This is a genomic window from Streptomyces sp. NPDC053542 (assembly GCF_044544685.1).
Taxonomy (GTDB): Bacteria; Actinomycetota; Actinomycetes; order Streptomycetales; family Streptomycetaceae; genus Streptomyces.
Map to the genome: position 1 here is coordinate 500,460 of NZ_JBITXL010000004.1, position 20,797 is coordinate 521,256.

The window sequence follows — 20,797 nt, forward strand, 5'->3', positions numbered from 1 at the left end:
GCACAGCACAGCATGAGCTGGGAAGGGTGACCCTCAAGCCTAACGCGCTCCCCCGGCGGTCCCCGAATCCGCGCCGACGTCGCTGGTCAGCGCCGCCCGCAGGTCCGGCGGGGCGATGCTGGCCCACAGGGTGGGCAGCTCGTGTTCGCGGGTGGTGGCGCGGGCCTCCTCGCGGGCGTACAGGACGCCGTAGGCGAAGGTGTTCTCGCCCGCCGCGTGGGCCTGGGCGGCGAGGTCGCGCAGCGCTTCGCGGGCGACCACGCCGTCCTGGTGGTCGCCGAGGAGTTCCTGGAGCTCCGTCATGCGGGCGGCGAGCTCCTTCGCGGGGCGGCCCAGCTCGGGGCGGGCCGCCTCCGCCGCGTAGCGGGTGCGTTTGGCGGCCTTGCGGGCCTCGTGGAGGGCCAGGTCCCGGTCGTGGCCGGGCGGCGCGGCCAGCGCGGCCGCGACGTGTCCGGCCAGCAGCCGGAAGTCCCGCTCGACCGCCTTGGGCAGTACCTGAGCGGCGGGGCGGGTGGCGGCGCGGGCCCGGGGCGGGTCGGTGAGCAGCGCGTCCAGGGAGTTCAGGAGGGTGAGGTAGCGCGCGCCGTCGAGGACGGCGACGAGGTGTTTGCGGGAGCCCTTGCGGTGGGCCTGGGACCAGGTGCGCAGCCGGGTGCGTACGGGGCCGGGGCGCAGCTCCTTGGGGAGCGCGGCCAGGGCTTCCTGGAGGCGGGCGGTGAGCACTTCGGCGTCGCGGTCGACGCCCAGCTCGGCCGCGAGCCATTTCAGCTCGGCGCCGAGGGGGTCGGTGGCGGCCCGGTCCAGGACGGTGGCGTACGAGCGCAGGGCGCTGCGCAGGCGGCGGGTGGCGACGCGCATCTGGTGGACGGCGTCGGGGAGGTCGCGGCGGACGGCGGGGTCCAGTTCGGTGAGCGCGCGGACCTGGCGGGTGAGGTAGCGGAGGACGATCTCTTCGGCGGTGGGCGAGTCGCTGCTCTTGTGCGTTTCGGTGGGCGGCTCACCGCCTCGGTCCGCTGCGGTGGTCCTGGCGGGTTTGGCGGCCGCCTTCCGCTCGGCCTTGGGGGCCGTGTCGCGGAGTGCGCGGGCCGCCTTGGAGGCCGCGCCGGCGGGGCGCAGCCCGGCGCGCAGCAGCCGGTCCTCGACCGCGTCCAGGAGTGCCATGTCGCCGTCCGCCGTCAGCTCGACCTCGATCTCGGCCCATTCGGCGGTGCGTCCCGGGCCGGCCGGGCGGGTGGCGCGTACCCGGTCGGCGGCGAGCTCCGCGAGGACCGTGCCGTCGGCGGCGAGCAGCTGCCGGGTCTCGCGGGCGGTCTCGATCCGTACGAGGGGCACCAGCTCGGCGTCGCGGACGCGGGAGCGGAGCAGGCCGCGCAGGGCGCGGGGGACGGTGCCGGAGAGCGGGGCGCGGATCTCGTCGCGTACGTGGGCGGCGACGGGCAGTTTCAGGTGCCAGCCGGCGTCGTCGCCGCCGGTACGGCGGCGCAGGGTGATGCCGTCGCGGGCGAGCCGCCGGTCGGCGGTGTCGTAGTAGGTGGCGTCCAGGGTGGCCGTGCCGCGGTCCGCGACGGACGCGACCCGGTCGACGCCGGTGAGGTCGGGGAGGCCGTCGGGCGGCAGGCCCGCGCCGTCGGCCTCGTACTTCCGCTCGATCTCGCGCACGGTGTCCGCCATGGGGCGAACGTACTGTCCTGTCCGGCTTCTGGGGAGCCCCGGCGCGGCCTCCGCGACAAGTCGCCCGGTGCGCGGCGGGCCGGGAAGGCCGCCGCGCACCGGGCGCCGTGCTCACTGCGCCAGTAGGCGCTGCGCCCGGAGGCGCTCCGCTCACTCCACGACGATGAGCAGGTCACCGCCCTCGACCTGGGCGACCGGGGAGATGGCGATACGGGAGACCGTGCCGCCGGTGGGTGCGGTGATCGCCGCCTCCATCTTCATGGCCTCGATGGTGCCGATGGTGGCGCCCGCCTCGACCTGCTGGCCCTCCTGGACGGCGAGGGTGACCACGCCGGCGAACGGCGCGGGCAGGTGGCCGGGGTTGTTCTTGTCGGCCTTCTCCGCGGCCGGCACCTCGGTGGCCACCGACCGGTCGCGGACCTGGATGGGCCGCAGCTGGCCGTTGAGGATACACATCACGGTGCGCATGCCGCGCTCGTCGGCCTCGGAGATCGCCTCCAGGCCGATGAGGAGCTGGACGCCGGGAGCGAGCCGGACGACGTGTTCCTCGCCGTGGTGCAGCCCGTAGAAGAACAGGTCGCTGGAGAGCGGGGAGGTGTCGCCGTAGCGCTCGCGGTGGGTCGTGAAGTCCTTGGCCGGGCCGGGGAAGAGCAGTTCGTTCAGTACGGCCTGGCGCTCGGCGGAGGAGGCCGAGAGGCGCTTGGACTCGTCGGCGGTCAGTTCGGTGATGCCGGGGGCCTCGGCGCGGCCTTCGAGGGCGCGGCTGCGCAGCGGCTCGGGCCAGCCGCCGGCCGGTTCGCCCAGCTCGCCGCGGAGGAAGCCGATGACGGAGCCGGGGATGTCGAAGCGGGCCGGGTCGGCGGCGAACTCCTCGGTGGAGACCCCGGCGCCGACCAGGGAGAGCGCGAGGTCGCCGACGACCTTGGAGCTGGGGGTGACCTTGACGAGGCGGCCGAGGAGGCGGTCGGCGCCCTCGTACGCCTTCTCGATCTCCTCGAAGCGGTCGCCGAGGCCGAGCGCGATGGCCTGCTGACGGAGGTTGGAGAGCTGGCCGCCGGGGATCTCGTGCGCGTAGACGCGTCCGGTGGGCGCCGGGAGGCCCGCCTCGAAGGGCGCGTAGACCTTGCGTACGGCCTCCCAGTACGGCTCCAGGGCGCAGACCGCGTCGAGGTCGATGCCGGTGTCCCGGTCGGTGTGGGCCGCGGCGGCGACGATCGCGGAGAGGGCGGGCTGGCTGGTGGTGCCGGCCAGCGCCGCGGAGGCGCCGTCGACGGCGTCCGCGCCGGCCTCCCAGCCGGCGAGGTAGGTGGCGAGCTGGCCGCCGGGGGTGTCGTGGGTGTGGATGTGGACGGGCAGGTCGAAGTTCTGGCGCAGGGCCGTGACCAGCTTCTTCGCGGCGGGCGCGCGGAGCAGGCCCGCCATGTCCTTGATCGCGAGGACATGGGCGCCGGCGTCGACCATCTGCTCGGCGAGGCGGAGGTAGTAGTCGAGGGTGTAGAGCTTCTCGCCGGGGTTGGCGAGGTCGCCGGTGTAGCTCATGGCGACCTCGGCGATGGCGGTGCCGGTCTCGCGCACGGCGTCGATCGCGGGGCGCATCTGGTCGACGTTGTTGAGCGCGTCGAAGATGCGGAAGATGTCGATGCCGGTGTCGGCGGCCTCCTGCACGAAGGAGCGGGTGACCTGCTCCGGGTAGGGGGTGTAGCCGACGGTGTTGCGGCCGCGCAGCAGCATCTGCAGACAGATGTTGGGGACGGCTTCGCGGAGCGCCGCCAGCCGCTCCCACGGGTCCTCGTACAGGAAGCGCAGCGCCACGTCGTACGTCGCGCCGCCCCACGCCTCGAGGGAGAGCAGCTCGGGGGTGGTGCGGGCGACGTGCCCGGCGACCTCCAGCAGGTCCTTCGTACGGACGCGGGTGGCCAGCAGGGACTGGTGGGCGTCGCGGAAGGTGGTGTCGGTGACGCCGAGCGCGGGCCGGGCGCGCAGGTCGGCGGCGAAGCCCTCGGGGCCGAGCTGCCGCAGCCGCTGCCGGGAGCCGTCGGGGACCGGCGCGGAGGTGTCGATCGCGGGCAGCTTCTCGTGCGGCGTGACGGTGGCGGGGCGGTCCCCGTGCGGCTTGTTGACCGTGACGTCGGCGAGGTATTCGAGGATGCGGGTGCCGCGGTCGGCGGAGCCGCGCTGGGTGAGCAGTTCGGGGTGCTGCTCGATGAAGGAGGTGGTGACCCTCCCCTCGCGGAAGTCCGGGGTGTCCAGTACCGCCTGCAGGAACGGGATGTTGGTGGCCACGCCGCGGATGCGGAACTCGGTGACGGCGCGCCGGGCGCGCCCGACGGCGGTCGCGAAGTCCCGGCCCCGGCAGGTGAGCTTGACCAGCATGGAGTCGAAGTGCGCGCCGACCTCGGCGCCGAGGTTGGTGCCGCCGTCCAGGCGGACGCCCGCGCCGCCCGGGGAGCGGTAGGCGGTGATCCGGCCGGTGTCGGGGCGGAAGCCGTTGGCGGGGTCCTCGGTGGTGATGCGGCACTGCAGCGCCGAGCCGCGCAGCACGATCTTCTCCTGGCTGAGCCCGAGGTCGGCCAGCGATTCACCGGCCGCGATGCGCAGCTGGGACTGTACGAGGTCGACGTCCGTGACCTCTTCGGTGACGGTGTGCTCGACCTGGATGCGCGGGTTCATCTCGATGAAGACGTGGTTGCCGCGCGCGTCGACGAGGAATTCGACGGTACCGGCGCAGGTGTAGCCGATCTGCTTCGCGAAGGCGACGGCGTCGGCGCAGATCTTCTCGCGCAGCTCGGGGGCGAGGTTCGGGGCCGGGGCGAGCTCGATGACCTTCTGGTGGCGGCGCTGGACGCTGCAGTCCCGCTCGTAGAGGTGGATCACGTTGCCGTGGGTGTCGGCGAGGATCTGCACCTCGATGTGGCGCGGGTCGACGACGGCCTGCTCAAGGAAGACGGTCGGGTCGCCGAAGGCCGACTCGGCCTCGCGGGCCGCCGCCTCGACGGCCTCGCGCAGCTGGGAGCGCTCGGCGACCCGGCGCATGCCGCGCCCGCCGCCGCCGGCCACGGCCTTCACGAAGACCGGGAACTCCATGTCCTCGGCCGCCGCCAGCAGCTCCTCGACGTCGGAGGAGGGCTCGGAGGAGGCGAGGACGGGCAGCCCGGCGGCCTTGGCGGCGGCGATGGCGCGCGCCTTGTTGCCGGTGAGCTCCAGTACTTCGGTGGAGGGGCCGACGAAGGTGATGCCGTGCTCGGCGCAGGCAGCGGCCAGGTCGGGGTTCTCGGAGAGAAAGCCGTAGCCGGGGTAGACGGCGTCGGCGCCGGCCTGCCGTGCGGCGCGGACGACCTCGTCGACCGAGAGGTAGGCGCGCACGGGGTGGCCGGGCTCGCCGATCTGGTAAGCCTCGTCCGCCTTGAGGCGGTGGCCGGAGTTGCGATCCTCGTGGGGGAACACCGCTACGGTCTGCGCGCCCAGCTCATAGGCGGCGCGGAAGGCGCGGATGGCGATTTCGCCACGGTTGGCGACCAGGACCTTCGAGAACATGGGAGCTGACTTCTCCTGACGGGGCGGCTTGGGGGCGCCTGCGTACGGATACGGGGAACTCGCTGGCTCACTGCTGTTTCCGCGACAGCATGCCGCCCGTACGGCGTTACCGCCACGTAAGACCTGTCACAGTCCGTGTCCGTGTGAAGTGGGTACGTGTACCGGAACGGCTGTGGCCCGGCCCCCTTCGCGGGGAGCCGGGCCACGGCACGGTGGTGGGAGGTCAGGCGGAGACGGGCCGCTGTACGCGGATCGACTGGAGCAGTCCGATGGCGATCCACACGGCGAACATCGAGGTGCCGCCGTAGGAGACGAAGGGCAGCGGCAGGCCGGTGACCGGCATGATCCCCAGCGTCATCCCGATGTTCTCGAACGCCTGGAACGCGAACCAGGCGATGATGCCGGAGGCGACGATCGTGCTGTACAGCTCGGAGGACTCGCGGGCGATGCGGCAGGCGCGCCAGAGCACCACGCCCAGCAGGAAGATGATCAGGCCCGCGCCGAGGAAGCCCAGCTCCTCACCGGCGACCGTGAAGATGAAGTCGGTCTGCTGCTCGGGCACGAACTGGCCGGTGGTCTGGCTGCCCTGGAACAGCCCGGCGCCGAAGAGGCCGCCGGAGCCGATCGCGATGCGCGCCTGGTTGGTGTTGTAGCCGACGCCCGCCGGGTCCAGGCTCGGGTTGGCGAAGGCCGCGAACCGGGCGATCTGGTAGTCGTCGAGCAGATGCAGCTGCCAGACGCTCAGACAGCCCACCACGCCCAGCGTGACCAGGCCGATGACCCAGCGGTTGGACGCGCCGGAGGCGAGCAGCACGGCGAGGACGATCGTGCCGAGCACCATGACCGAGCCGAGGTCCGGCATCAGCATGATGACCGCTATCGGGACCAGGGCGATGCCGAGCGCCTGGAGGACGGAGCGGTGGCCGGGGTGTTCCCGGTCGCCCGCGTCGACCCGTGCGGCGAGGACCATCGCCATGCCCAGCGTGATGGTGATCTTCGCGAACTCGGCGGGCTGCAGGGAGAGTCCGCCGGGGATGGCGAGCCAGGACCGGGAGCCGTTGATGGTGGCGCCGAGCGGGGTGAGCACCAGCGCCGAGAGCAGCAGCGAGAGCCCGTACAGGATGGGGACGGCGCCGCGCAGCGTGCGGTGGCCCAGCCACACCGTGCCGCCCGCGAGCGCGAGGCCGATGCCGGTGTTCAGCAGGTGCTTGAGGACGTAGGAGTACTGGTCGCCGTGGTTCAGCTCGATGCGGTTGCGGGTGGCCGAGAAGACCAGGACCGCACCGATCAGCGAGAGGGCCAGGCAGGAGAAGAGCAGTATCCAGTCCAGCCGCCGGACGACGGAGTCCCGCGCGGTGAGCTTGGACCAGACGCCGCGGTCGGGGGCGTAGCGCCGGATGGCGTAGCTGCTGCTGGTCACTGGACCGCCCCTTCCGGCTTCTTCTCGTCGTTGATGATCGGCTTGGTCAGCTTGCCGGCCGTGATGTTGCCGTCCCGGTCGATCCTCGGCAGGCTCGCCTGCGGCTTCGGCAGCAGCGCCCGGTCCTTGTGGATCTTGCCCTTGGCGTCCACGCCGTACAGCGCGTCGTAGATCTTGCGGACGGCCGGACCCGAGGCGCCGGAGCCCGTACCACCCTGGGAGATCGTCATGACGATCGTGTATTCCTTGGTGTACGTGGCGAACCACGACGTCGTCTGCTTGCCGTAGACCTCGGCGGTACCGGTCTTGGCGTGCATCGGGATCTGCTTCTGCGGCCAGTTCTGGAACCGCCAGGCGGCGGTACCGCGCGTGGCCACACCGGCCAGCGCCTTGTCGATCTGCTTCAGCGTCCTGGGCGTGTCGGGCAGCTTGCCGTGGGCCTTGGGCTCGATGTCCCGGACCTTCTTGCCGGCGGCGTTGATGATCGCCTTGCCGATGGTCGGGTCGTACATCGTCCCGCCGTTGGCGATGGCCCCGTAGATCACCGCCATCTGGATCGGCGTCACGAGGGTGTCGCCCTGGCCGATGGAGTAGTTCACCGAGTCACCGGCGCGCATCTTCATGCCTTCGAGACAGCTCTCGTAGGCGAGGCGCTGGACGTAATTACCGCCCTTCTTGCCGGTCTTGCACCAGGAGTCCTTGTTGGCCTTCCAGAAGTCCTTCTTCCACTGGCGGTCCGGCACCCGGCCCTTGACCTCGTTGGGCAGGTCGATGCCGGTCTCCTTGCCCAGGCCGAACTGGTGCGCGGTCTTGTAGAACCAGTCCTTGGGGTCCTTGGGCTTGTTGCCGCCGTCCTTGAGCCACTGCTTGTAGGCCAGGTCGTAGAAGACGGTGTCGCAGGAGACCTCCAGCGCCCGGCCCAGGGTGATCGCGCCGTGGCTCTCGGACTCGAAGTTCTTGAAGACCTGCCCGCCGACGTTGTACGAACTGGAGCAGTTGTACCGGCCGTTGAAGTCGTACCCGGCGTTGACCGCGGCCGAGGACGAGATGACCTTGAAGATCGAGCCGGGGGCCGCCTGGCCCTGGATCGCGCGGTTCAGCAGCGGGTAGTTGGACTTCTTGCCGGTGAGCTTCTCGTAGTCCTTCGCCGAGATCCCGCCGACCCAGGCGTTCGGGTCGTAGTCCGGCTGGGAGGCCATCGCGACCACCCGGCCGGTCTTGGCCTCCATGACGACGACGGCGCCCGCGTCGGCCTTGTAGTTCGTACCGGTGTTGCGGTCGTGCTGCTTGCGGGCCTCCACCATCGCCTGGTGCAGCTGCTGCTCCGCGACGCCCTGCACGCGGGCGTCTATCGACGTCACGACGTTGTCGCCGGGCCGCGCCGGGTCGCTCTTGGCCTTGCCCATGACCCGGCCGAGGTTGTCGACCTGGTAGCGGGTGACGCCGGCCTTGCCGCGCAGCGCGCTGTCGTACGTCCGCTCGAGGCCCGAGCGGCCGACCATGTCCGAGCGCAGGAACGGCGAGTTCGTGTGCTCCGCCTTCTTGATCTCCTCGTCGGTGACCGGCGAGAGGTAGCCGAGCACCTGGGAGGTCGCGGCCTTGGCGGGCGCCGGGTAGCGGCGTACCGCGGTGGGTTCGGCGGAGATGCCGGGGAAGTCCTCGGAGCTCTCCCGGATCTTCAGGGCCTGCTGGGTGGTGGCCTCGTCCGTGATCGGGATGGGCTGGAAGGGCGAGCCGTTCCAGCAGGGCTGCGGGGTCTTGGCGTCGCAGAGCCGGACCTTGTTCTTCACGTCCGTGTAGGACATGCCGAGGACGTGCGCGAGGCGGGTCAGTACGGCCTTGCCCTCGTCGTCCATCTTCATCAGCGCGGTGCGGCTGGCGGAGACGACGAGGCGGGTCTCGTTGTCGGCGAGCGGCACGCCGCGCGCGTCGAGGATCGAACCGCGCACGGCCGGGTCGACGACCTGCTGGACGTGGTTGCCGCTGGCCTCGGCGGCGTACTCGTCGCCGTTGCGGATCTGGAGATACCAGAGCCGGCCGCCGAGGGTGAGCAGCAGCGAGAAGACCAGTATCTGGATGGCGACGAGGCGGACGGTGACGCGTGTCGTCCGGCCCGTCTCCGGGATGTTGCTCATCGGCGCCCCCTCGTCGCGGCCCGGAACGGTGTACTGCTCACAGGCGCTTGACCCCCTTGATGGTCTTCGTGCGGTTCGCCTTGCCGCCGAGCAGGCCGCCGCGCTGGCTGCCGATCCGCGGCGTCCGGCCGCCCCGCCCGGGACGGCTCATGCGCAGCCCGCTGCCGGTGGAGAGCCAGCCGTACGCGGCCTCCCCCGCCAGCGCACCGGACTGCGTGCCGCCGCCGGAACTCTCCCCGGCCAGCGGACCGCTCTCCGAGCGGCGGGCCAGGGCCATCACGAGCGGGACGCTGAAGGGCGCGAGCACGAGGTCGTAGACGGTCGCGGTGAACAGCAACAGGGGGATGCCGACGGTGTTGCCCGCGTTGTCACCGGCCAGCGAGCCGACGCCGGCGTAGAGCAGCGTCGAGCCGATGGCGGCGCAGACCACGACCATCAGCGGCAGCGTGGCGGAACGGTGCCGGCTCTTGTCGGGCCGGGTGAGCCCGGCGGCATAGCCGATGACGCAGAGCACGAGGGCGTAGCGGCCGATCGCGTGGTCGGAGGGGGGCGCCAGGTCGGCGAGGAGCCCGGCGCCGAAGCCGATGAAGGCCCCGGCGACATGGCCGTACACCATCGCCAGTCCGAGGACGACGAGGAGGACCAGGTCCGGTACGGCTCCGGGGAGGTGCAGTCTGGCGAGCACACCCACCTGGACGACGAGGGCCACGGCCACGAGGGCGGTGGAGAGGAGGATCCGGTTGATGCGCATCGGGCTCAGCTCCTGGCGCCGCTCGGAGAAGGCTTGGGCTTGGCGGTCACGGTGACCGTCGGGGTGGGCTTGGGCTTGGCGGGCTTGGGCGGCAGGACCGTGTCCCGGGGGTTCTCGCGCGGCGGCTGGACGACGACGCCGACGACGTCCAGGCGGGAGAAGCCCGCGAAGGGCTTGACCTGGACCGTGCGGGTGAGGTCGCCGTTGGCGGCGCCGACGTGGGTGATGGTGCCGACCGGCACGCCGGGCACGAACGGCTTGCCCTCGCTGGATCCAAAGGTGACCATCCGGTCGCCCTTCTTCACGTTCGCCTTGCCGTTGAGGAGCTGGACGCGCAGCGGCCCGCCGCCCTGCCCGTTGGCGAAGCCGATCTCGTTGGTCTTCTCCATGCGGGTGCCGACGGTGAAGTCGGGGTCGATGGCGAGCAGGACGGTGGCGGTGTCCTCGCCGACGGTGGTGACCCGGCCGACCAGCCCGTCGCCGTTCAGTACGGTCATGTCGCGGGCGATGCCGTCCTTGGAGCCGGCGTCGATGGTGACGGTCCAGGAGAAGCCCTGGGCGGCTCCTATGGCGATGACCTGGGCGCCCTTGATGCCGTACTGGCCGGCGCCCGCGGTCTTGAGCATCTTGTCCAGCTCTCCGGCGCGCACATGGTCGCGGTCGGAGGAGCCGAGCTTGGCCTTCAGGGCGGCGTTCTCGCGTTCCAGCTGGGCGATGCGGCTGTGCCGGCCGTCGGAGTCACGGACGGCGTCGACGGCGTTGCCGACGGGGTCCACGACCGAGGCGACACCGGTCTCGACCGGCCCGAAGGCGGCGGCCGCGGCCTGCCGGGCACCCTGCAGCGGGGACTGCTCGCCGCCGCGGATGTCCACCGTGATCAGTGCGAACGCGATCGCGACCAGCAGCACCAGCAAGAGCCGGCTCTCTCGTGTGTCCCTCACGTGCGGCGGCCGTGTCCTTCCTCGTAGGACCGGCCGGCTGCGGGCCCGCGCCGGTCTCGCTGGGGAATCTGGGGGGTGTCCGTACCGGAGTGGTGGGGGTGGTACGGGCGGGAAGCCTGCGTACAGGTGTGCGGAAAAACGGTGTTGTGCAGTTATGCGTCGAGGGTCTGTATATCAGCGATCTGCCGTACGGGCTGGCAGGCGGCCGTACGGCAGATCACCGAAGACGTTCATCTGCGCGGCTGCGAGTCGAGGACCTGCTGAAGAGCCTCGAACTCCTCCACGCACTTGCCGGAACCGAGCGCGACGGAGTCGAGCGGGTCCTCGGCGATGTGGATCGGCATGCCGGTCTCGCGGCGGAGCCGCTCGTCCAGGCCGCGGAGCAGGGCGCCGCCGCCGGTGAGGACGATGCCGCGGTCCATCACATCACCGGAGAGCTCCGGCGGGCACTTGTCGAGCGTCGTCTTCACGGCGTCGACGATGGAGTTGACCGGCTCCTCGATGGCCTTGCGGACCTCGGCCGCGGAGATGACCACGGTCTTGGGCAGGCCCGAGACCAGGTCCCGGCCGCGGATCTCGGTGTGCTCGTCCTGGTCGAGGTCGTACGCCGAACCGATCGTGATCTTGATGGACTCGGCCGTCCGCTCACCGAGGAGGAGGCTGTACTCCTTCTTGATGTGCTGGATGATCGCGTTGTCCAGCTCGTCGCCGGCCACCCGGATCGACTGCGCCGTGACGATGCCGCCGAGCGAGATGACCGCGACCTCGGTCGTGCCGCCGCCGATGTCCACCACCATGTTGCCGGTGGCCTCGTGGACCGGCAGCCCGGAACCGATGGCCGCGGCCATGGGCTCCTCGATGATGTGCACCTGACGGGCGCCGGCCTGCGTCGACGCCTCGATGACCGCGCGGCGCTCGACGCCGGTGATGCCGGAGGGCACACAGACGACGACGCGCGGCCGGGCGAGGTACCGGCGCTTGTGGATCTTCAGGATGAAGTAGCGGAGCATCCGCTCGGTGATCTCGAAGTCGGCGATCACGCCGTCCTTCAGCGGGCGGACGGCCACGATGTTGCCAGGGGTCCGGCCGATCATCTTCTTGGCCTCGGCGCCCACGGCGAGGATGCCGCCGGTGTTGGTATTGATGGCCACGACCGACGGTTCGTTCAGAACGATCCCTCGACCCCTGACGTACACCAGCGTGTTGGCGGTGCCGAGGTCGACAGCCATGTCACGGCCGATGAACGACATGTTGTTCCCCATGAGGATACGTCTGGCCTTCCCAACTGGAGCGAATGCTTACTGGAGGTCGGCAGGAGGAAGTGGTGCGCTGATTGCGATGCGCGGAGAGCCTTCATGGTAGTCCGGGAAGGGCCGCCGCTCGAACGCGGTGCGGGGTTCCTCCGCCATTGTCAGCGGAACACGTATCCGCCCCCCTTAATGGTGACGTCGTGTCGGGGTGATGCGTTCCCCAGTTGGCTGTACGTATGCCGAAGGGCGACCGAATTTCTTCGGTCGCCCCAGGTGGCGCGCGGTTTGTACCTGATGCCCCGTCAGGACAGGCCAGGGAAGAAAATCTTGATCTCGCGCTCCGCGGACTCCTCGGAGTCGGACGCGTGAATGAGGTTTTCCCGGGTGATTGTGCCGAAGTCCCCCCGAATGGACCCGCTCGGGGCCTTGATCGGGTCGGTAGGACCAGCCAACTGGCGTACGCCCTCGATCACCCGCTCGCCCTCGACGACGAGCGAGACGACCGGGCCGGAGGACATGAACGTCATCAGCGGCTCGTAGAAGTCCCGGCCGACATGCTCGGCGTAGTGCTGCTCCAGGACCGCGCGGTCCAGGGTGCGCAGCTCCAGCGCGCTGATCGTCCAGCCGGCCTTGCGCTCGATACGGCCGATGATCTCGCCGACCAGGCCGCGCTGCACGGCGTCGGGCTTGAGAAGGACGAGGGTGCGCTGGCTCATCGGTGGGGCTCCTTGCAATACAGACAGTTACGGGTGTGCCGAGGCTACATGGGGTGTCCGGCGCACCGGGGGCCCGGGCCTGCGGCGGCTGGGCCCCGGGGCTGTGCGGCCGGGACAGTGATCGGGCCGCGTGGCCGGACGGTGCCCGGCCGACGCGATCTCCGTGCGGGCCGGACCTGGTCAGGCCGGGTCGGGGCCCGCGGTGTTGGTCTCGGCGGCCTGGGCCGCCCAGCGGGCCTTCGCCTCGTCGATCTTGCGGCCGAAGTGGACCGAGGCCCACCACAGACCCGCGAAGACCGCGCCGAGGAAGTACATCGTCGGCACGATCACCCCGCTCGCGATCAGCGCGATCTGCAGCACCCAGCCGAGCGCCACCCCGCCCGGCCGCGACAGCATCCCGCACAGCAGGAGCGAGAGCACCATCGCGATGCCGCTGACCGTCCAGACCGTGGCCGTGGAGTGGCCCGAGGTCTGCATCGCGACCAGCCCGGCGAAGCCGATCACGAAGAACTCGCCGATCAGCGTGCTCGCACACAGGGTGCGCATGTCAGTTCCTTCCCAGGAGCAGCCGGGCCTCGCCCACCGTGATCACGGAACCGGTGACCAGCACACCCGCACCGCTGTACTCGCCCTCTTCCTCGGCCAGCGTGATCGCCGCCTCCAGGGCGTCGTCCAGCCGCGGCTCAACCTGCACCCGCTCGGCACCGAACACCTCGACGGCCAGCGCCGCCAGCTCGTCCGGATCCATCGAACGGGGCGTGGAGTTCCGCGTCACCACGACCTCGGCGAAGATCGGCTCGAACGCCTCCAGCAGCCCGCGCACGTCCTTGTCGCCACTCGCGCCGACCACGCCCACAAGTCGGCTGAAACCGAACGCCTCGGTGACCGCTTCGGCGGTCGCACGGGCACCCGCGGGATTGTGCGCCGCGTCCAGTACGACCGTGGGGCTCCGGCGCACGACCTCCATCCGGCCCGGCGAGGACACCGAGGCGAACGCGGTGCGGATGGTGTCGATGTCCAGCGTGCGGGCGTGCTCCGTACCGACGCCGAAGAACGCCTCGACGGCGGCGAGCGCGACGGCCGCGTTGTGCGCCTGGTGCGCGCCGTACAGCGGGAGGAAGACGTCGGTGTACTCGCCGCCCAGGCCGCGCAGCGTCAGCAGCTGCCCGCCGACCGCCTGCTCGCGCGCGAGCACCCCGAACTCCATGCCCTCGCGGGCGACCGTGGCGTCCACGTCGACGGCGCGCTTGAGCATCACCGAAGCGGCCTCCACCGGCTGCTGCGCGAGCACGACCGTGGCGTCCTTCTTGATGATCCCGGACTTCTCCCCCGCGATCGCCTCCGGCGTGTCCCCGAGCCGGTCGGTGTGATCGAGCGAAATGGGCGTCACCACGGCGACATCACCGTCGATGACATTCGTCGCGTCCCACTTGCCGCCCATCCCCACCTCGACGACCGCGATGTCGACGGGCGCGTCCGCGAAGGCGGCGTACGCCATCCCGGTCATCACCTCGAAGAAGGACAGCCGGTACTCCTCCCGCTCGTCCACCATCTCGACGTACGGCTTGATGTCCTCGTACGTCTCGATGAACTTCTCGGCGGAGATCGGCGCGCCGTCCAGGCTGATCCGCTCGGTGATCGACTGGACGTGGGGGCTGGTGTAGCGGCCGGTGCGCAGGTCGAAGGCGGCCAGCAGCGCCTCGATCATGCGGGCCGTGCTGGTCTTGCCGTTCGTGCCGGTGATGTGGATCGAACGGTACGAGCGCTGCGGCTGCCCGAGGATGTCCATCAGCGCGGCGATGCGCTGCACCGACGGGTCGAGCTTGGTCTCGCCCCAGCGGCTCGCCAGCTCGGCCTCCACGGCGCGCAGCGCGCGGTCCACCTCGGGGTCCTCGGGGCGCGCCGGCACGTCGCTCGTCGGCGGTCCGGCCTGGGCCCGCAGCGTGCGGCTGCCGGCCTCGATCACCGCGAGGTCGGGGTCTCGGTCGGTCTCGGCCTCGATCATCTCGTCGAAGGCGTCGACCTCCGGGCCGGGGATCAGGTCCGGGTCGATCGGGTCGGGCTCGTCGTTCTCGGGGCGCTCGCTCACAGCACCAGTCTAGGAGAACGACCGCATATCCCTCACAGGGCGTACAATGACAATATGTAATTGACCAGGGGCACTTTCTCACCCTCGGTAATCGTTGCCGGGAAAGAAGAGAAGGAGGCACCGCGCGGCCCCCACGGCCCCGCTACCGCCCCCGCCCCTCGCTACGGCCCATGCCTCGCTGCCGCCCCGCCCTACTGTCCTGCGGTGTCGTTACTGTGATCCCGTGACCGCTGCCGAGACGGGCCAAGGGCCCGACGCCCTGGACCGCCGGATCATCGCTGCGCTGCAGATCGACGGCCGGGCGTCCTGGCGCCGCATCGCCGCCGCGCTCGGCGAGCCGGAGCGCACCGTCGCGCGCCGCGGCCTGCACCTGCTGGGCAGCGGCCAGGTAACGGTCACCGGGCTGGTCGCCCGCGGCGAGACGGCGATCGTGCGGCTGGGCTGCCCGCCCGGTACGGCGCGGGACGCGGCGCTGGCGATGGCGGACCGCGCCGGCACGGTCTTCAGTTACGTGCTGTCCGGGCCGCCGGACTGCGTGGCGGAGGTGCAGTGCCCGCCGGGCCGGCTGGCCGCGCTGATGCTCGACGAGGCGCCGGCCGTGCCGGGCCTGACCGCCCAGCACGTCTCGCCCGTCCTGCGGTACTTCCGTACGGTCCACGACTGGCACCCCGGCATCCTGGACGAGGCCGAGGTGGCCGCGCTGTCCCGCTTCCCGGCCCGCCCCGAGCAGGCGAGCGCGCCGGCCGAGGAGCTGGGGCCGGAGGAGCGGCGCATCGTGGAGGCGCTGGCCGAGGACGGGCGGCGCACGCACGAGGAACTGGCCGCGCTGGCCGGGGTGTCCGAGGCGACGGCGCGGCGCCGGGTGGAGGCGCTGACCCGGTCGGGCGCGGTGTCGATACGGGCCGCGGTGGAGCCCGCGCTGCTGGGGCTGCCGGTCGAGGCGCTGCTGTGGATCCGGACCCGGCCGGACGCGGTGGAGGCCGTCGGGCGGCTGCTGACGGAGTCGCCGCTGGTGCGGTACGCGGCGGTGGTGATGGGCGAGCACCAGCTGCTGGTGGACGTCACCCAGCCGTCGATGACGGCGCTGCACGCCTTCCTCACCGAGGGGCCGTGGGTACGGCACGTGGAGGCGGTCAGTTCGCACCTGGTGGTGGCGGCCCTGAAGCGCAGCGCCACACCTACGCCGCTGATGCGGTCGCTCAGGGCGGCGGGCTGAGACCGGGCTGAGACGAGGGCGAGGGCCGGGGCCCACAGGGGGCTGCGCCTGCCGAGCTTCCCCTTCCTCGGGCCATCGGGCCATCACCCCGGACCGCCGGCACGGCCCCGTATCGCCGGTGCGGCGCGGCCGTAAGCGTCAACTGTTGATTGCTTGCGGCTAGAAGATTCATTCGTGCAGGGCTATTGACCACTTCCGGCAGAGGGTCGCAGGATGAGCCGTCATCCAGCCCAGTCCAGGACGGATGGTCAATGACTGACGAGATCACGTACGCCCCCGCCACCGAGCTCGCCGCCAGGATCCGGAAGCGGGAGTTGTCGGCCCGGGAGGTCGTACAGGCCCACCTCGACCGGATCGATGACGTCAATCCGCAGGTCAACGCGGTGGTTACGGTCGATCCCGAGGGGGCGCTGGCCGCCGCCCGCGACGCCGACGACCGTCTCGCGCGCGGCCACGAACCGGGCCCGCTGCACGGCCTGCCGATCGCCTTCAAGGACACCCACCTCACCCGCGGGATGCGCACCACCCACGGTTCGCCGCTCTTCGCCGACCATGTGCCGGACGAGGACGAGCTGCTGGTGGAGCGGGTCCAGGCGGCGGGGGCCATCCGGATCGGGAAGACCAACGTGCCGGAGTTCGCGGCCGGTTCGCACACGTTCAACCCGGTCTTCGGGGCCACCCGCAATCCGTACGACCCGACGCGCTCGGCCGGCGGCAGCAGCGGCGGCGCGGCCGCAGCGCTCGCCGCCGGGCTGCACCCGCTCGCCGACGGGAGCGACATGGGCGGGTCGCTGCGGAATCCCGCCTCGTTCTGCAATGTGGTCGGGCTGCGGCCCACGCCGGGCCGGGTGCCGAGCCATCCCGCGAGCGACCCGTGGGACACCCTGGCCGTCGCCGGGCCGATGGGCCGTACCGTCGCCGACGCCGCGCTGCTGCTGTCGGTCATGGCCGGGCCCGACCCGCGCTGCCCGCTCTCCCTGGACACCCCGGGCGCGGTCTTCCGCGCGCCGCTGGAAGCGGATTTGCGCGGGCTGCGGGTCGCGTGGACGCCGGACCTGGGCGGGCGGGTGCCGGTCGACCCGGAGGTCACGGCCGTCCTGGAGCCGCAGCTGCGGGTCTTCGAGGAGCTGGGCTGCCACCTGACGGAAGACTGCCCGGACCTGGACGGTGCCGAGGACGTTTTCCGGACGCGGCGGGCGCAGCTGTTCGCCCAGGGGCTCGGGGAGCTGCTCGACGCGCACCCCGGCGCCCTCAAGCCGAGCCTGGTGTGGAACATCGAGGAGGGCCGGAAGCTGACCGGCGCCGACCTCGCCCGCGCCACCGCCGCGCACGCCCGTGTCCATCTGGCGGGGACGGACTTCTTCTCCCGTTACGACGTGCTGCTGGCGCCGGTCAGCCAGGTGGTGCCGTTCGACGTGGAGGTGGAGTACCCGACGGTGGTCGCGGGCCAGGAGCAGCAGACGTATCTGGACTGGATGCGTTCGGCGTACTTCGTGACCGTGCTGGGGTCGCCCGCGCTCTCCGTGCCGGCCGGGTTCACGCCCGGCGGGCTGCCGGTCGGGCTGCAGGTGGTCGCCGCGCCCCGCGCCGAGCTGACCGCCCTGCGTGCCGCGCACGCCTATGAGGCCGCCGCGGGCCACGGCCTGCGCCGCCCCGCCCTCCCCCACTGCTGACCGGCACCCGCCCGGAGCCGTTCCCCGGAGCCGTTCCCCGGAGCTGACTCCGGCTCCCCCGGCTGCCCCCGACCGACGTCGGCTGCCCCAGCCGCTCCCGCACCGCTGTTCTGTTCCCCTCCCCTCCTCCCCCGGGATCCGACATGAGCCAGCGTCATCTGGCGTACCTCGCCGTGCCCACGGCCGGGTTCTTCGCCACTCCGTATCTGCCCTTCGTCAACACGACCACCTTGTGGCTGGGTCTGCCGGCCGTCCTGGTGTGGAGCGTGCTGTGGACGGTGGGCACCACCGTCGCGCTCGCCCTGTACGAGGCGCGCGCCCCGCACCCCGAGGACGCCGAAGAGGCGGAAGAGGGGGCCGCGGTATGAGCACCACCATGGCGGTCACCCTGGCCGGCATTCTCGCGATCGCCGCCGTGGGCCTGTCCGGTCGCCGCAATACCGGGCACGACCTGGGCGAATGGGCGGTCGGCGGGCGTCGCTTCGGGGCCGTGACGATGTGGTTCCTGCAGGCCGGCGAGTCGTTCACGACGTTCAGTTCCCTGGGGTTGGCCGGGCTGGCCTTCAGTGACGGGGTCGCGGCCACGTATGCGCTGGGGTATCTCTCGCTCTGTCTGATCGGGCAGTACCTGACCGGTCCGCGGCTGTGGCGGCTCGGCAAGGAGAAGGGCTACCTCACGCAGGCGGACTTCTTCGCCGACCGGTTCCGCAGTCCGCTGCTCGGCAAGGTCGTGGCGGTGGTGGGGGCCGTCTTCCTGCTGCCGTATCTGCAGTTGCAGATCACCGGGCTCGGGCTGATCGTGCAGCTGGCCACCGGCAGCGAGTCGGGCGCGACGGGTTCGATGATCCTGGCGACCGTGCTGACTGTGGGGTTCGTCCTGTGGTCGGGGCTCCGGGGTATCGCCCGCGCCGCGTACTTCAAGGACGTGCTGATGGTGCTGGCGCTGCTGATCCTGCTGGTCGCGGTGCCGATCGGGCTCGACGGCGGCCTCGGGGGCCTGTTCACCGCGGTACGGGAGAGCCGTCCGGACCTGCTGACCCTGCACGGCGGCAGCACCGACGCGACGTGGTTCACCACCGCGATGCTCATCTCCGCGATCGGCGCGGGGCTGAACACGATGCCGCACCTGTGGTCGGCGATCCTGTCCGCGAGCAGTTCGCGGGCGCTGCGCCGCAATTACATCTGGCTGCCGCTGTACCAGGTGGCCATCGCGGTGCCGGTGGTGGTCGGGTTCGCCGGGGCGCTGACGCTGAAGCCGGGTACGGACAGCAAGGCCGCGCTGCTCACGGTGGCCGGGGGTGCGCTGCCGGGGTGGCTGGTGGGGGTGGTCGCGGTGGCCGCGGCGGCGACGGCGATGGTGCCGTCGGCTGCGCTGCTGCTCGGGATCTCCACGTTGGTGTCGCGGAATTTGCTGCCTGCGCGGAGTGAGCGGGGGACGATGCGGGTCAATCATGTGTGCGTGGTGCTGGCGTCCGGGCTGGCGCTGGTGTTGGGGCTTGCGCGGCCTGCGCTGTTGGCCAATCTGTTGTTGCTTACGTATGGGGGGCTCGCGCAGCTCGCGCCGGCGACGGTGGCCGCGTTGGCTCGGCGGAACCGGCTGGGGGCCGGGCCCGCGTTGCTCGGCATCGTTACCGGCGTGGGGACGCTGGCCTGGCTGACGTTCAGTGGGATGGACATCGGCACCGTGGATGCCGGGTTGCTCTCGCTCGTACCGAACCTTGTGGTCACCGTGGGGGCGCAGGTGCTGTGGCGTGGGGGTGCGGGTGGCGCGGAGCGGCTCCCCGCCGATGGGGTGCCGCTGCGCCCGCCCTCCCCCAAGCTCTCGGCTCCGCTCGAGCAGGGAGGGACCCCCATCGCCCCTGGCGGCACGACTGCCCGCAGCTGAGGGTCAGGACAGCGCCGCCTTCATCATTGCCTTTGCTACCGGGCCCGCCAGGCCGCCGCCCGAGATGTCGTCGCGGGATGCGTCGCTGTCCTCGACGACCGTGGCGACGGCGACCTGGTGGCCCTGGGCGTTCTCGGCGTAGGAGACGAACCAGGCGTAGGGCATGCCGCTGTTGTCGACGCCGTGCTGGGCGGTGCCGGTCTTGCCGCCGACCGTGAGGCCGTCGATCTTCGCGCCGGAGCCGGTGCCCTTCTCGACGACGGTCTGCATGGCGGACTGGAGCTGCTCGGCGTTCTGCTTCGACATCGCCGTCTTGTACGTCTTCGGTGAGTACTGCTGGACGGTGTTGCCGTCGCCGTCGGTGATCTTGTCGACCTCGTACGGGGTCTTCAGCTCGCCGCCATGGGCGATCGCCGAGACGACCATGGCCATCTGCAGCGGGGTGGCCTGGTCGTCGAACTGGCCGATGCCGGAGAGGGCGGTCTGGGCCGCGTCCATGCCGGAGGGGTAGACGCTCTTGGAGGCGCGGACCGGGATGTCGATCTTCGCGTCGTTGAAGCCGAACTTCTCCGCCTGTTCCTTGACCTTCTTCTCGCCCAGGTCGGCGGCCAGCTTGCCGAAGACGTTGTTGCAGGAGTACTGGAGGGCGGTGCGGAGGGTGGCGTTCTCGCAGGGCGCGGCGGCGTTCTCGTTGGTCAGGTCGGTGCGGGTGTTCGGCAGCCGGTAGGGGTTGGGGCTGTCGGTGCGCTCGTCGACGGAGGAGTACAGGCCGTTCTCCAGCGCGGCGGCGGCGACCACCAGCTTGAAGGTGGAGCCGGGCGGATAGGTCTGGCGCAGGGCGCGGTTGAGGTGCGGCTGGGACTTGTCGCCGGTCATCGCGGCCCATGCCTTCTGGTCGGCCGTGGACTGGCCGGCGAATTTCCCCGGGTCGTAGGACGGGGTGGAGATCATGCCGAGGATGCGGCCGGTGGCGGGGTCGAGGGCGACGGCGGCGCCGGTCTTGTTGCCGAGCGCTTCGTAGCCGGCCTTCTGGACCTTGGCGTCGAGGGTGGTGGCTACGTCGCCGCCCTTGGCCCGTTCGCGGGAGACCAGGTTCAGCGGGGACTGCAGGCGGCTGTCGGTGCCGTCCAGTACGTCGCCGTAGAGGCTCTCCAGCTGGGTGGAGCCGTAGATCTGGGAGGAGTAGCCGGTGAGCGGGGCGTACAGCGGGCCGTCGGTGTAGGTCCGCTTGTAGGCGAGGGTGCCGTCGGTGGGCGCGGAGCCGGTGACCGGGTGGCCGTCAACGAGGATGTTGCCGAGCGGGCGGGAGTACTTCTCGATGCCGACCCGCGGATTGTGCTCGTCGTCCGCGAAGGTGTCCGCCTTCGCGCCCTGGATCCAGGTGGCCCAGCCCATCAGGGCGAGGACCAGGGCGATGCAGAACACGGAGACGCGTCGCAGGGGTTTGTTCATGTTTCCCACGGTCGCTCGGTTCCATGAGAGAGCGATGAGAAAGGTGTACGCGTCCGTCAACAGC

Annotated in this window: 15 protein-coding genes; 4 read left to right on the top strand and 11 right to left on the bottom strand. The window is 71.3% G+C overall.

The window, feature by feature from the left end; translation table 11 throughout:
- Positions 1-39 precede the first annotated feature (39 nt).
- The 10 genes from ACIGXO_RS13935 to ACIGXO_RS13980 form a co-directional block, all read right to left on the bottom strand.
- Positions 40-1,671, bottom strand: coding sequence for a CHAD domain-containing protein (locus tag ACIGXO_RS13935; protein ID WP_399785059.1), 1,632 nt, complete (start codon positions 1,669-1,671; stop codon positions 40-42).
- A 150-nt stretch (positions 1,672-1,821) separates the two neighbouring features.
- A complete protein-coding gene (locus tag ACIGXO_RS13940; RefSeq protein ID WP_399785062.1) occupies positions 1,822-5,205 on the bottom strand; it encodes a pyruvate carboxylase in 3,384 nt (1,127 codons plus the stop codon).
- A 223-nt stretch (positions 5,206-5,428) separates the two neighbouring features.
- A complete protein-coding gene (gene rodA / locus ACIGXO_RS13945; RefSeq protein WP_399785065.1) occupies positions 5,429-6,625 on the bottom strand; it encodes a rod shape-determining protein RodA in 1,197 nt (398 codons plus the stop codon).
- Complete coding sequence (gene mrdA, locus ACIGXO_RS13950; RefSeq protein WP_399785069.1) at positions 6,622-8,760, bottom strand: penicillin-binding protein 2; 2,139 nt, start codon at positions 8,758-8,760, stop codon at positions 6,622-6,624. The genes rodA and mrdA overlap by 4 nt, the downstream gene beginning before the upstream one ends.
- Before the next feature lie 37 nt (positions 8,761-8,797).
- Positions 8,798-9,511, bottom strand: a complete 714-nt coding sequence (gene mreD / locus ACIGXO_RS13955; RefSeq protein WP_399785071.1) for a rod shape-determining protein MreD — start codon at positions 9,509-9,511, stop codon at positions 8,798-8,800.
- Positions 9,512-9,516: 5 nt separating this feature from the next.
- Positions 9,517-10,452 (bottom strand): rod shape-determining protein MreC, encoded by a 936-nt coding sequence (gene mreC / locus ACIGXO_RS13960; protein WP_399785074.1) that lies wholly within the window; start codon positions 10,450-10,452, stop codon positions 9,517-9,519.
- 230 nt (positions 10,453-10,682) lie between these two features.
- A complete protein-coding gene (locus ACIGXO_RS13965; protein WP_030249658.1) occupies positions 10,683-11,702 on the bottom strand; it encodes a rod shape-determining protein in 1,020 nt (339 codons plus the stop codon).
- 302 nt (positions 11,703-12,004) lie between these two features.
- The gene (ndk, locus tag ACIGXO_RS13970; protein ID WP_399785077.1) at positions 12,005-12,418 is read right to left on the bottom strand and encodes a nucleoside-diphosphate kinase; all 414 of its coding nucleotides are present in this window, start codon (positions 12,416-12,418) and stop codon (positions 12,005-12,007) included.
- A gap of 180 nt (positions 12,419-12,598) precedes the next feature.
- Complete coding sequence (locus ACIGXO_RS13975) at positions 12,599-12,964, bottom strand: DUF4233 domain-containing protein (protein WP_399785080.1); 366 nt, start codon at positions 12,962-12,964, stop codon at positions 12,599-12,601.
- 1 nt (position 12,965) lies between these two features.
- The gene (locus ACIGXO_RS13980) at positions 12,966-14,507 is read right to left on the bottom strand and encodes a bifunctional folylpolyglutamate synthase/dihydrofolate synthase (protein WP_399785083.1); all 1,542 of its coding nucleotides are present in this window, start codon (positions 14,505-14,507) and stop codon (positions 12,966-12,968) included.
- Positions 14,508-14,730: 223 nt separating this feature from the next.
- Here ACIGXO_RS13980 and ACIGXO_RS13985 point away from each other — a divergent pair, with 223 nt between their 5' ends.
- The 4 genes from ACIGXO_RS13985 (at position 14,731) to ACIGXO_RS14000 (ending at position 19,281) form a co-directional block, all read left to right on the top strand.
- Positions 14,731-15,723, top strand: coding sequence for an Lrp/AsnC family transcriptional regulator (locus ACIGXO_RS13985; protein WP_399785086.1), 993 nt, complete (start codon positions 14,731-14,733; stop codon positions 15,721-15,723).
- Positions 15,724-15,974: 251 nt separating this feature from the next.
- On the top strand, positions 15,975-17,396 hold the full coding sequence (locus tag ACIGXO_RS13990) for an amidase (protein ID WP_399785089.1): 1,422 nt from the start codon (positions 15,975-15,977) through the stop codon (positions 17,394-17,396).
- Between the two features lie 143 nt (positions 17,397-17,539).
- A complete protein-coding gene (locus ACIGXO_RS13995) occupies positions 17,540-17,764 on the top strand; it encodes a hypothetical protein (RefSeq protein WP_399785091.1) in 225 nt (74 codons plus the stop codon).
- Positions 17,761-19,281, top strand: coding sequence for a sodium:solute symporter family protein (locus ACIGXO_RS14000; RefSeq protein WP_399785094.1), 1,521 nt, complete (start codon positions 17,761-17,763; stop codon positions 19,279-19,281). Before ACIGXO_RS13995 ends, ACIGXO_RS14000 begins: the two co-directional genes overlap by 4 nt.
- A gap of 3 nt (positions 19,282-19,284) precedes the next feature.
- Here the strand turns inward: ACIGXO_RS14000 and ACIGXO_RS14005 are convergent, their stop codons facing one another.
- Positions 19,285-20,733 carry a peptidoglycan D,D-transpeptidase FtsI family protein gene (locus ACIGXO_RS14005; protein WP_399785097.1) on the bottom strand — a complete coding sequence of 483 codons (1,449 nt, stop codon included), beginning with the start codon at positions 20,731-20,733 and terminating at the stop codon, positions 19,285-19,287.
- Positions 20,734-20,797: the final 64 nt, after the last annotated feature.